The 13,524-nt window shown below is 42.4% G+C and carries 7 protein-coding genes; all 7 read left to right on the top strand.

Annotated elements, in window-relative coordinates:
* Window positions 1–6,144: SspB-related isopeptide-forming adhesin (locus I2D56_RS09750; RefSeq protein WP_229050150.1), on the top strand; the 6,144-nt coding region annotated here is incomplete at its 5' end.
* Between the two features lie 168 nt (window positions 6,145–6,312).
* Window positions 6,313–7,179, top strand: a complete 867-nt coding sequence (locus I2D56_RS01070) for an ABC transporter permease (RefSeq protein ID WP_120701529.1) — start codon at window positions 6,313–6,315, stop codon at window positions 7,177–7,179.
* Window positions 7,176–7,934, top strand: coding sequence for an ABC transporter ATP-binding protein (locus I2D56_RS01065; RefSeq protein WP_154854354.1), 759 nt, complete (start codon window positions 7,176–7,178; stop codon window positions 7,932–7,934). Before I2D56_RS01070 ends, I2D56_RS01065 begins: the two co-directional genes overlap by 4 nt.
* Window positions 7,935–8,501: 567 nt before the next feature.
* The gene (locus I2D56_RS01060; RefSeq protein WP_154854356.1) at window positions 8,502–8,990 is read left to right on the top strand and encodes a hypothetical protein; all 489 of its coding nucleotides are present in this window, start codon (window positions 8,502–8,504) and stop codon (window positions 8,988–8,990) included.
* A gap of 367 nt (window positions 8,991–9,357) precedes the next feature.
* Complete coding sequence (locus I2D56_RS01055; protein WP_154854358.1) at window positions 9,358–11,019, top strand: ribonuclease J; 1,662 nt, start codon at window positions 9,358–9,360, stop codon at window positions 11,017–11,019.
* Between the two features lie 74 nt (window positions 11,020–11,093).
* Complete coding sequence (locus I2D56_RS01050; RefSeq protein WP_154854360.1) at window positions 11,094–11,876, top strand: alpha/beta hydrolase; 783 nt, start codon at window positions 11,094–11,096, stop codon at window positions 11,874–11,876.
* A 98-nt stretch (window positions 11,877–11,974) separates the two neighbouring features.
* A complete protein-coding gene (gltX, locus tag I2D56_RS01045; protein ID WP_195347780.1) occupies window positions 11,975–13,435 on the top strand; it encodes a glutamate--tRNA ligase in 1,461 nt (486 codons plus the stop codon).
* The last annotated feature ends 89 nt before the right edge of the window (window positions 13,436–13,524 follow it).

The following is a 13,524-nucleotide window of genomic DNA, read 5'->3' as shown; positions in this document are numbered from 1 at the left end:
CCTCCAACAGAACCTAAGTTCCAACCAGAGAAGTATGTATTGAATAAAGAGAAATACTCTATCACTGATAACAAGCTTCTTGATGATGATGCTGAGTTGGCAGACAAGTACGCAGATACTAATACGAACCCATACGCAGACCAAACTAACAACAACGAAGCAGAAAACATCAATACCAAGACTGTTAATCGCGGAGATAAGCTTTACTACCAAGTATGGTTGGATACAACTAAATTCTCAGCTAACAACAAAGAAAACGTTCAATCTGTAGGAATCACTGATGACTTTGATGAAACGAAGGTTGACGTTGATTCAACTAAGATCAAAGCCTACGATTCAGTATCTGGTAATGATGTAACAAACAAATTCGATATTAAAGTTGAAAATGGTGTAATGACTGCAACCCTTAAAGCTGGCTTCACTAAGTCATTGGGTGATACAGAAAATACTCAAATCATTGATACAACTAAATTCGAATTCGGACGTTACTACAAGTTTGATATTCCAGCAGTAGTTAAAGCTGATGTGGCAGGTGGCGTAGACATCGAAAATACTGCGGCTCAAGTAGTGAACTACTACAACCCAGTAAGCAAGACTGTTGAAAAACCAAACAAACCAACTGAAAAACGTGTAAACAGCGTACCAATCTCAGTTGAATTCAACTTCACTAAGAAATTGGAAGGCCGTGAGTTGAAAGCTAACGAATTCAGCTTCGTTCTTAAAGATTCAGAAGGTACAACTCTTGAAACTGTAAGCAACGATGCGGCAGGAAACGTTAAGTTCTCAACTCTTACATTCAAGAAGGGTCAAGAAGGCGTTCATAACTACACAGTAGAAGAAGTTAAAGGAAGCGACGCAACCGTTACCTACGATACTATGAAAGCAACTGTAACCATCACAGTTTCACACGATGGTACAGCTAAAGCTCTTGTAGCAACTCTTGGCGACATCGCAGATAAAGAGTTCAACAATACTGTAACACCTCCAACAGAACCTAAGTTCCAACCAGAGAAGTATGTATTGAATAAAGAGAAATACTCTATCACTGATAACAAGCTTCTTGATGATGATGCTGAGTTGACAGATAAGTACGGAGATACAAATACTGATCCATATGTTGACAAAGACACCAACAATGAAGCAGAAAACATCAATACGAAGACTGTTAACCGCGGAGATAAGTTGGTTTACCAAGTATGGTTGGATACAACTAAATTCTCAGCAACTAACAAAGAAAACATCCAATCTGTAGGCATCTCTGATAACTACGATGAAGCGAAGTTGGAACTTGATGTTACTAAGATCAAAGCTTACGATTCAGTATCTGGTAATGATGTAACAGATAAATTTGATATCGTTGAAAACAACGGTGTGATTACTGCAACTCTTAAAGCCGGCTTCACTAAGTCACTTGGCGATGCAGAAAACACTCAAGTGATCGATACAACTAAATTCGAATTTGGACGTTACTACAAGTTTGATATCCCAACAACAGTTAAACAAACAGTTAAAGCTGGTGTAGATATCGAAAACACTGCTGCACAAGTAGTCAACTACTACAACCCAACAACTAAGAAAGTTGAAACTCCAGAAAAACCTACTCAAAAACGTGTTAACAACGTACCAGTACCAGTAGAATTCAACTTCACTAAGAAATTAGAAGGTCGTGAACTTAAAGATCAAGAATTCAGCTTCACACTTAAAGATGCCGATGGTAAAGTTCTTGAAACTGTGAAGAACGACGCTGACGGAAAAGTTAAATTCTCAGCTATTGAGTTCAAGAAAGGTCAAGAAGGAACTTACAACTACACAGTTGAAGAGGTAGTAGGAAACGACGCAACCGTTACATACGATACAATGAAAGCGAATGTAACAGTCACAGTTAAACACGATGGAACAGCTAAAGTTCTTGTAGCTACTGTTGGTGACATTGCGGATAAAGAATTTAACAACCGTGTAACTCCTCCAGAAGAACCTAAGTTCCAACCAGAGAAATACGTTGTTTCTGAAGAGAAATACGATATCACAGGTGACAAGCTCGTTGACGATGACAAAGAGTTGGCAGACAAGTACGCAGATACCAATGCGAACCCATATGCGGACGATGCATCTAACAACGAAAAAGAAAACTTGAACACCAAGACTGTTAAACGTGGCGACAAGTTGGTTTACCAAGTATGGTTGGATACAACTAAATTTGATGCAGCTAACAAGGATAACATCCAATCAGTAGGAATCTCTGACAACTACGATGAAACTAAGTTGGATCTTGATTCTACTAAGATCAAAGCCTACGACTCAGTAACAGGTGCAGAAGTAACCGATAAATTCGATATCGCTGTGGACAACGGTGTGATTACTGCAACTCTTAAAGCTGGCTTCACTAAGTCACTTGGCGATGCAGAAAACACTCAAATCATTGACACAACTAAATTTGAATTTGGACGTTACTACAAGTTCGACATCCCAACAACAGTGAAAGCTGATGTTCCTGGTGGTGTAGACATCGAAAATACTGCGGCTCAAGTAGTGAATTACTACAACCCAACAACTAAGAAAGTTGAAAAACCAAGCAAACCAACTGAAAAACGTGTAAACAACGTACCAGTTGAAGTGGAATTCAACTTCACTAAACGTTTGGAAGGTCGTGAGCTTAAAGAAAACGAATTTAGCTTCGTTCTTAAAGATTCAACAGGTAAAGTTGTTGAAACTGTAAGCAACGATGCATCTGGTAACGTTAAGTTCAAAGCTCTTGAATTCAAGAAGGGTGACGAAGGTGTTCACAACTACACAGTAGAAGAAGTTAAAGGCTCAGACGCAACCGTTACATACGATACAATGAAGGCTGCAGTAACAGTCACAGTGAAACAAGATGGAACAACTAAAGTTCTTGTGGCTACTCTTGGCGAAATCGCTGATAAAGAGTTCAACAACCGTGTAACTCCTCCGGAAGAACCTAAGTTCCAACCAGAGAAATACGTTGTTTCTGAAGAGAAATTCGATATCACAGGTGACAAACTCGTTGATGATGACAAAGAATTGGCAGATAAGGTCGCAGATACCAATGCGAACCCATATGCGGACGATGCATCAAACAACGAAGCACAAAACTTGAATACGAAGACTGTTAAACGTGGCGACAAGTTGGTTTACCAAGTATGGTTGGATACAACTAAATTCTCAGCAACTAACAAAGAAAACATCCAATCAGTAGGAATTTCAGATGACTACGATGAAGCGAAGTTGGATCTTGATTCTACTAAGATCAAAGCTTACGATTCAGTAACAGGTGCAGAAGTAACAGATAAATTCGATATCGCTGTGGACAACGGTGTGATCACTGCAACTCTTAAAGCTGGCTTCACTAAGTCACTTGGTGATGCAGAAAACACTCAAGTTATCGACACAACTAAATTCGAATTTGGACGTTACTACAAGTTCGACATCCCAACAACAGTGAAAGCTGATGTGGCGGCTGGTGTAGATATCGAAAATACTGCGGCTCAAGTTGTAAACTACTACAACCCAACTACTAAGAAGGTTGAAACTCCAAACAAACCTACTCAAAAACGTGTCAACAGCGTACCAGTACCAGTAGAGTTCAACTTCACTAAACGCTTGGAAGGTCGTGAGTTGAAAGCTAACGAATTCAGCTTCGTGCTTAAAGATTCAACAGGTAAAGTTGTTGAAACTGTAAGCAACGATGCGGCAGGAAACGTTAAGTTCTCAGCTATCGAATTCAAGAAAGAACAAGCAGGCGTTCACAACTACACTGTAGAAGAAGTAGCTGGAACAGACGCAACCGTTACATACGACACCATGAAAGCGAATGTAACAGTAACTGTTTCTCACGATGGAACAGCTAAAGTTCTTGTAGCTACTGTTGGTGATATCGCTGATAAAGAGTTCAACAACCGTGTAACTCCTCCAGAAGAACCTAAGTTCCAACCAGAGAAATACGTTGTTTCTGAAGAGAAATTCGATATCACAGGTGACAAACTCGTTGATGATGACAAAGAATTGGCAGACAAGTACGCAGATACCAATGCGAACCCATATGCAGACGATGCATCTAACAACGAAAAACAAAACTTGAACACCAAGACTGTGAAACGTGGCGACAAGTTGGTTTACCAAGTATGGTTGGATACAACTAAATTCTCTGAAACTAACAAAGAAAACATCCAATCAGTAGGAATCTCAGATGACTACGATGAAGCGAAGTTGGATCTTGATTCTACTAAGATCAAAGCCTACGATTCAGTAACTGGCGATGATGTAACAGATAAATTCGATATCGCTGTGGACAACGGTGTGATCACTGCAACTCTTAAAGCTGGCTTCACTAAGTCACTTGGCGACGCAGAAAACACTCAAATCATTGACACAACTAAGTTTGCATTTGGACGTTACTACAAGTTCGACATCCCAACAACAGTGAAAGCTGATGTGGCAGCTGGTGTAGATATCGAAAATACTGCGGCTCAAGTAGTGAACTACTATAACCCAACAACTAAGAAGGTTGAAAAACCAAGCAAACCAACTGAAAAACGTGTAAACAACGTACCGGTTTCAATTGAGTTCAACTTTACTAAGAAGTTGGAAGGACGCGAACTTCAAGCCAACGAATTCAGCTTCGTGCTTAAAGATTCAACAGGTAAGACTCTTGAAACTGTAAGCAACGATGCAGCAGGAAACGTTAAGTTCTCAGCACTTGAATTCAAGAAAGGACAAGAAGGCGTTCACAACTACACAGTAGAAGAAGTTAAAGGAAGCGACGCAACCGTTACATACGATACAATGAAAGCGAATGTAACAGTTACAGTATCACACGACGGAACAGCTAAAGTTCTTGTAGCGACTGTTGGCGAAATCGCTGATAAAGAGTTCAACAACCGTGTAACTCCTCCAGAAACTCCAGAGTTCAACCCAGAGAAATATATTCTTAATGAAGAGAAATTTGATATCACTGGAAATAAACTTCTTGATGATGATAAAGAGTTGACTGATAAAGTAGCTGATACCAACAAAGATCCATATGTGGACAAAGTTGATAATAATGAAAAGCAAAATATCAATACCCAAACACTCCATAAAGGTGATAAGGTTGTTTACCAAGTATGGTTGGATACAACTAAATTCACAGAAGCACATTATATTCAATCTGTTGGTATTACGGATAAATATGATAGCGAAAACTTGGATGTTAATGTGGCTGATATTAAAGCTTATGATTCAGTAACTGGTGAAGATGTAACAGCTAAGTTTGATATCTCAATTGTGAATGGTGTCATTACTGCTACATCTAAGGCTGACTTGACTAAGTCTCTTGGAGATGCAGAAAATACTCAAGTAATCGACACTGCTAAATTGGCATTCGGACGTTACTACAAGTTTGAGATTCCTGCAACTATCAAAGCAACAGCTAAAGATGGTGTAGATATCGAAAACACTGCTTCACAAACTGTTCACCAATACGATCCAACTAAGAAATCTGTTGAAAAACCAGAAAAACCAACAGAAAAACGTGTCGTTAACATCCCAACTAAAGTTGAATTTAACTTCACTAAGAAACTTGAAGGACGTGAGCTAAAAGAAGGTGAATTTAGCTTCGTACTTAAAGATAAAGATGGAAAAGTTATTGAAACAGTTAAGAACGATGCATCAGGAAACATCAAGTTCTCTGCATTAGAGTTCAAACGTGGAGAAGAAGGAACTCACACTTACACAGTGGAAGAGGTTAAAGGTACTGAAGCAGGAGTTGAATACGATAAGATGGTAGCTACAGTAACAGTAACAGTTACTAAAGAAGGCAAAGTCTTAACAACTACTTCTCAATTACCGGAAGATACTGAGTTCAACAACAAGGTAATTCCACCGAAACCACCAGTAACACCACCAACACCACCGGTGACACCACCAACACCACCGGTGACACCACCAACACCACCGGTAACACCGCCAACACCACCGGTGACACCACCAACACCACCGGTAACACCACCAACACCACCGGTAACACCGCCAGCACCAGAACTTCCTTCTACTGGTGAAGAACAATCAGCTTCTGCTGCATTGTTAGGCGCTGCTCTTGGTTTGGTAGGACTTGCTGGTCTTGCAAGACGCAAGAAAAACGAAGACTAAACAAGTGGTAGACACTAACGATTCCCGCTAGGATCGTAAATGGTTTAGTTTTCCACAAGGAGGCCTCGCTCTAAGGAGTGGGGCCTTTTTGTTATTTCTTGAAAGCATTGAAATCACGTCTTGCAATATGATACAATAGAGGATATTTACAATAGTTAGGACAAAGATATGCTTATTTCGATTATTTCACAAGGCTTGATCTGGGCTATTTTGGGACTGGGGATTTTTATGACCTTTCGTATCTTGGATTTCCCAGATATGACTACAGAGGGCTCTTTCCCATTAGGGGGAGCCGTTGCGGTAACCTTGATCACCAAAGGGGTTCATCCTTTGCTAGCCACCCTAGCCGCCGTTGGTGCGGGTTGTTTGGCTGGATTAGCAACAGGTCTTCTTTATACCAAAGGGAAGATTCCGACGCTGTTATCAGGGATTTTGGTGATGACTTCCTGTAACTCAGTCATTCTCTTTGTGATGCAACGGGCCAACCTGGGTTTGCTTGGCTACTCAAAAATCCAAGATATGATTCCTATCGCCAGTGGTGTGAACGAGATTATCATTGGGATCATCTTTGTGACTCTGGTGATTGCTGCTATGCTCTTCTTTTTAGATACCAAACTGGGGCAGGCCTATATTGCGACAGGGGACAATCCTGAGATGGCTAAAAGCTTTGGGATCCATACCAGTCGGATGGAGTTGATGGGGCTAGTGGTTTCCAATGGGATTATTGCCTTGTCAGGTGCCTTGATGGCCCAGCAAGAAGGCTATGCAGATGCTTCTCGAGGGATCGGGGTCATCGTCGTTGGTCTGGCTAGCTTGATTATCGGAGAGGTCCTTTTCTCAAAACTGACCTTAGCAGAACGTTTACTCAGTATCGTTATTGGATCGATCATTTATCAATTCTTGATTTGGGCTGTGATTGCTATTGGGGTCAATACCAGCTATATCCGTATCTTTAGTGCTATCATCTTGGCTATCTGTCTCATGATTCCAACCTTTAAAGAGAAACTGCTGAAAGGAGTCAAACTCAGCAAATGACCGCAATTGTAGAATTAAAAAATGCCACTATCGTGGTGAATAATGGCTTGAATGAAGAAAAAGTCATTTTGGATAATGTCTCTTTGGAGATTCATGAGCATGACTTTATCACTATTCTTGGGGGCAATGGTGCTGGGAAATCAACCCTCTTCAACACCTTGGCTGGGACCCTTCCTCTGACCAGTGGTCAAGTCTTGATCAAGGGAGAGGATGTGACTCACTATGGTCCAGAAAAACGGGCCAAATACCTATCTCGTGTCTTCCAAGATCCAAAGATGGGGACAGCTCCTCGTATGACAGTGGCTGAAAATCTCCTGATTGCAAAATTCCGAGGAGAAAAGCGTGGCTTGGTTCCTCGTCGTCTTGCCCAGTACAAAGACGAATTTAAAGAGGTTTTGAGCCAGATCGGCAATGGTTTAGAGAGGCATGTCGATACGTCGGTAGAATTCTTATCTGGTGGACAACGTCAGGCTCTGAGCTTGTTGATGGCTACCCTGAAACGGCCAGAACTCTTGCTCTTGGATGAGCATACAGCCGCCCTCGATCCCAAGACGAGTCAAGCCTTGATGGAGCTGACGGATCGTTTTGTCAAAACGGATCAACTGACTGCCTTGATGATTACCCACCATATGGAAGATGCTCTCAAGTACGGAAATCGCTTGATTGTCATGAAGGATGGAAAGATTATCCAGGACTTGAACCAAGAGGAAAAGGCTAAGATGGCCTTGTCTGATTACTACCGTTTCTTTGAGTAAATTTAGAAACTAGTTTCAGCATGTAATCGCTTGCAATACTGATATTAAAGGAGTATACTATAGGTGAAGATAAGGGAGAAGGGGTTGATACCAATGCCTTATAGATTCATACATTAGGTTACTTCGTTTTAGGTTTGCCTTCGCTGACACTTGATCGTGCTTTTTATAAAAAAGCCAGAACGTCGGAAATGTTAAATCGGTTGAGCCGTCAAGTAAGTCTGCTTAACTTACTAAATGACATTGAAATACATGGAAATAGTAGTGGAAGCTTTAGATGGTTTTCGAACTTCGGTATGCTCAACTGAGTGCTTTGTAACAAAACTGAAAGAGAACTTGCAAAGAAAACCACTGGTATGTGAATCGTACCATGAAAAGAAATGAAAATCATAACTGTTGTTTTCGTTAGCCTAAATGGTTAATCGCCTCTTGTCAGTGAAGCAGACCAGACCTCTAGTCCCGTAAGACTGGAGGTCTTTTTGTCTGTCGTGGTAGAAAGTAGAGGTGAGGGCTGTGGGATTGCCATATGCACATGAATATAGCTGTCGAGATCATTTTAAAGAAAGAGCAATGGAACGATTTGGAGTCGATAACGAGCAGTTGAGACGCTGGGTCAATCAACACGTACCCTCGCTTCATCATTTTGATAGCAGTTTTGACCAACGACCCGATACGGAAGCCTATGTAGCAGAGGACGGTGTCGTCTTTGTGTGCGATCTGAAGAATCGGGAGTTTATTACCTGCTTCCAAGCGGTCAATTTGACGGTAGATGAAGAACAGAAGGAAGTCTGTCAAGACATTCATCGTGAGAATGTGCTCGCCTATAAACATAGTCAAAGCAAGCTTCTAAATCGCTATCGCTTAAAAGAAGCCAAAGAATTGCTGGCCAATATTGATGAGCATGTTGATCGGTTTTATAGCTTGTCTCAAACCCTTAAGAAGGGGGCGCTCAGCGATCGGAATTACCAGCACTTAGAAGAACTGCTAAACGAGTTTCATGTCATCAAGGCGGCGATACGGGTGATTGAGAATAAGAAAAATGACTATCATACGGACTAGGGTCTCTTTTTGACAAAGTTGACAATCTAGGCTATCGTCTTTGGTCTTAATAAAGTGAGAGTGGGACAGAAATCGGTAATTCGTTAGGATTGGATTTCGTCGTCCCACCTCCGCAAAGTTGAGTAGGGCTGTAAAAGCTGATGAAACCAGCGTAGTAGAGCCCACTCAACCACTGCGTCTTGCTCGACAATCCAAAGACAATTGAGAGGCTAGGACTTTTGTCCCAGCCTCTTTTGTTTGATCTGACTTTTGAAAAAATCGTGAAAAAATAGTATAATGTTCTAGATATGCAAGAAATTTGCAAAACTGTAATTCGACTTGGTGAGCCAAGGACCGTAAGTATGAACCATCACATAAAGGAGAAAACATGAGTAACATTAAGTTGATTACTTTAGGTGGAGTCCGTGAAAACGGGAAAAACCTCTACATAGCTGAAGTAAATGACTCTATTTTTGTTTTGGATGCTGGTCTCAAGTATCCAGAAAATGAGCAACTAGGGGTCGATGTTGTTATTCCCAACATGGACTACCTCTTTGAGAATAGCGATCGTATCGCAGGGGTCTTTTTAACGCACGGGCATGCGGATGCCATCGGAGCCCTTCCTTATCTTTTAGCGGAGGCTAAAGTTCCAGTATTTGGGTCGGAGTTGACCGTCGAGTTGGCCAAGCTCTTTGTCAAGAGTAACGACAGTGTCAAGAAGTTCAATGACTTCCATGTGATCGATGCCAATTCAGAAATCGATTTTGGAGGAACCGTTGTTTCCTTCTTCCAGACAACCCACTCTATTCCAGAAAGTTTAGGAATTGTCATCAAGACTCCTGAGGGCAACATCGTCTATACAGGAGACTTCAAGTTTGACCAGACAGCGAGTGAGTTTTATGCGACAGACTTTGCTCGTTTGGCAGAGATTGGACGCGAAGGCGTGCTAGCTCTCTTGAGTGACTCTGCTAATGCTGACAGCACTGTTCAAGTGGCTAGCGAGCAAGAAGTTGGAGATGAAATCCTGGATACCATTGGGGACTGGGATGGCCGGGTCATTGTTGCTGCTGTTGCTAGTAACCTATCACGGATCCAGCAGGTCTTTGATGCAGCTGCAGAGACAGGGCGTCGGGTTGTTTTGACTGGATTTGACGTAGAAAATATTGTCCGGACAGGGATTCGTTTAAATAAGCTTTCTTTGGCCAACGAAAAATTATTGATCAAGCCAAAAGAAATGTCTCGTTTTGAGGACCATGAATTGATTATTCTTGAAACTGGACGTATGGGTGAGCCGATCAACGGACTTCGTAAGATGTCCATTGGCCGTCACCGCTATGTCGAAATCAAGGATGGTGACTTGGTCTATATCGTAACAACTCCATCTATCGCCAAAGAAGCGGTTATGGCACGTGTAGAAAATATGGTCTACCAAGCAGGAGGAGTCGTCAAGCAAATTACTCAAAGCTTGCGTGTATCAGGACATGGAAATGCGCGTGATCTGCAGTTGATGATCAACTTACTGCGTCCGAACTATCTGTTCCCAATCCAAGGGGAATACCGTGAATTGGATGCCCATGCAAGGCTTGCTATGGAAGTGGGGATTTTGCCTGAAAATATCTTCATTCCGAAAAAAGGCTCTATCATGGAATATGACAATGGGGACTTCGTCCCAGCTGGTAGCGTCTCTGCAGGAGATGTTCTCATCGATGGGAATGCCATTGGAGATGTTGGGAATGTCGTTCTCCGTGACCGGAAAGTCCTTTCAGAAGATGGTATCTTTATTGTGGCTATTACGGTTAACCGTCGTGAGAAACGCATCATCTCGAAGGCAAAAGTTCACACCCGTGGCTTTGTCTATGTGAAGAAGAGTCGCGATATCTTGCGCGAAAGTGCAGAGATTGTCAACCAAAGTGTGGAGGAATACTTAGCCCAGGACAGCTTCGATTGGGGCGAGCTCAAGGGTGCTGTTCGTGATAGTTTGGCCAAGTACCTCTTTGACCAGACCAAACGTCGACCAGCTATCTTGCCAGTCGTCATGGAAGTACGCTAGGATTAAGATAAGAGGAAAAGTCGATCGTCGGCTTTTTCTTGTCAAGGAAAAGAAGAAATAGTGAGGAAAGATAGATGGCAGTAATGCAGATTGAATACTATTCAGAAGCGCTCGCAATGGAGTGGGGGATCAACGTCCTCTACCCAGATGGGTCTCGGGTGAAAAATCCAGATGATCAAGATATCCCGGTCCTCTATCTCCTTCATGGGATGAATGGCAATCAGTACTCCTGGTTGAAACGGACCAATGTGGAACGGATCCTACGTTCGACCAATCTGATTGTTGTCTTGCCTAATACTAATAATGGTTGGTATACGGATACCCAGTATGGCTATCCCTACTACACAGCCATCGCAGAGGAATTGCCTAAGACCTTGGCACGCTTCTTCCCCAATATGACCAAGAAGCGGGAGAAGACCTTTATTGCTGGTCTATCGATGGGGGGCTATGGATCTTTCAAACTGGCCCTTCAAACCAATCGCTTCTCGCATGCTGCTAGTTTTTCTGGTGCTCTTAGCTTTGAGGGACGTCAACTAGCAGATACCGACCTTGGCAGTAAGGCTTATTGGCAAGGGGTCTTTGGAGAGTTAGAAGATTGGACGACGAGTCCTTACTCCTTGGAAAGCATTGCTGAGAAGTACTCAGATAAAAAGACGGTCTTATGGGCGTGGTGTGGCGAGCAGGATGCTCTGTATGAGGCCAACAATACAGCTGTTGATCATCTGAAGGACCTCGGTTTTGATATCACCTACAGCCATGGACCAGGAAAACATGAATGGTTTTATTGGGAGCGGGAGTTGGAGCATTTCTTAGCAACCCTGCCAATTGATTTTGAACTAGAAGAACGACTCGATTAGGAAGCTACTCATGCAGAGATATGCTATAATAGAGTGAAAAGTGCCTGGGCCAGTTAGAAGAGAAGCCCAGAATCAATGAACAATTAGGAGAAACATACGTGACTAAAGATATTCGTGTGCGTTATGCACCAAGTCCAACCGGACTACTACACATCGGAAATGCTCGTACAGCATTGTTTAACTACTTGTATGCGCGCCACCATGGTGGAACCTTTATCATCCGTATCGAAGATACGGACCGTAAGCGCCACGTCGAAGACGGAGAACGTTCCCAGCTTGAAAACCTTCGTTGGTTGGGCATGGACTGGGATGAAAGTCCTGAGACGCATGAAAACTACCGCCAATCAGAGCGTTTGGAACTCTATCAAAAATATATCGACCAACTCTTGGCCGAAGGGAAAGCCTACAAGTCTTACGTTACAGAAGAAGAGTTGGCAGCAGAGCGTGAACGCCAAGAAGCAGCTGGGGAAACACCTCACTACATCAACGAATACCTTGGTATGAGCGAAGAAGAAAAATCAGCTTACATTGCAGAACGTGAAGCAGCAGGGATCATCCCAACGGTTCGTTTGGCTGTTAATGAATCTGGTATCTACAAATGGCATGATATGGTTAAAGGCGATATCGAATTTGAAGGTGGCAATATCGGTGGTGACTGGGTTATCCAAAAGAAAGATGGCTACCCAACTTACAACTTTGCCGTTGTGATTGATGACCACGATATGCAAATCTCTCACGTTATTCGTGGAGACGACCACATTGCTAATACGCCAAAACAGCTTATGGTTTATGAAGCGCTTGGATGGGATGCACCAGAGTTCGGTCACATGACCTTGATTATCAACTCTGAAACTGGTAAGAAGTTGTCTAAACGTGACACCAATACACTTCAGTTCATCGAAGATTACCGTAAGAAGGGCTACCTTCCAGAAGCAGTCTTTAACTTTATCGCTCTTCTTGGCTGGAACCCTGGCGGGGAAGACGAAATCTTCTCTCGCCAAGAACTCATCAAGCTTTTTGATGAAAACCGCCTTAGCAAGTCTCCAGCAGCCTTCGACCAGAAGAAAATGGACTGGATGAGTAATGAGTACATTAAGAATGCGGATCTTGAGACTATCTTTGAAATGGCCAAACCATTCCTTGAAGAAGCAGGTCGTTTAACAGACAAGGCTGAGAAATTGGTGGAACTCTACAAACCACAAATGAAGTCGGTGGACGAAATCGTTCCATTGACAGACCTTTTCTTCTCAGACTTCCCAGAATTGACAGCAGCTGAGCGAGAAGTCATGGCTGGTGAAACGGTTCCGACTGTACTTGAAGCCTTCAAAGCAAAACTCGAAGCCATGTCAGACGATGAGTTTGTGGTAGAAAATATCTTCCCACAAATCAAAGCGGTCCAAAAGGAAACTGGTATCAAAGGGAAAAATCTCTTCATGCCAATCCGTATCGCTGTTTCAGGTGAAATGCATGGTCCAGAATTGCCAGATACCATTTACTTGCTTGGACGTGAAAAATCCATCCAACACATTGAGAAAATGTTGGCAGAAATTTCTAAATAGGAATCAGCTTTCGAAAACATGCTGTTCATTTCTAAAAAGTCATCGATTCGATGGCTTTTTTGCTGAGTTAGAGCATAGATATAGCCAAA

This window comes from Streptococcus australis (assembly GCF_015553625.1).
In the GTDB taxonomy this organism is placed as follows: domain Bacteria; phylum Bacillota; class Bacilli; order Lactobacillales; family Streptococcaceae; genus Streptococcus; species Streptococcus australis_B.
Note: the sequence above shows the minus strand (reverse complement) of the source record. Positions and strands in the feature narration are given on the sequence as shown.

What these genes read in the sequence shown, in the direction of transcription:
- I2D56_RS01070 (WP_120701529.1), top strand. Translation starts at nt 6,313, where the DNA reads ATGCTTATTTCGATTATTTCACAAGGCTTGATCTGGGCTATTTTGGGA.
- I2D56_RS01055 (WP_154854358.1), top strand. Translation starts at nt 9,358, where the DNA reads ATGAGTAACATTAAGTTGATTACTTTAGGTGGAGTCCGTGAAAACGGG.
- I2D56_RS01050 (WP_154854360.1), top strand. Translation starts at nt 11,094, where the DNA reads ATGGCAGTAATGCAGATTGAATACTATTCAGAAGCGCTCGCAATGGAG.
- I2D56_RS01060 (WP_154854356.1), top strand. Translation starts at nt 8,502, where the DNA reads ATGGAACGATTTGGAGTCGATAACGAGCAGTTGAGACGCTGGGTCAAT.
- I2D56_RS01065 (WP_154854354.1), top strand. Translation starts at nt 7,176, where the DNA reads ATGACCGCAATTGTAGAATTAAAAAATGCCACTATCGTGGTGAATAAT.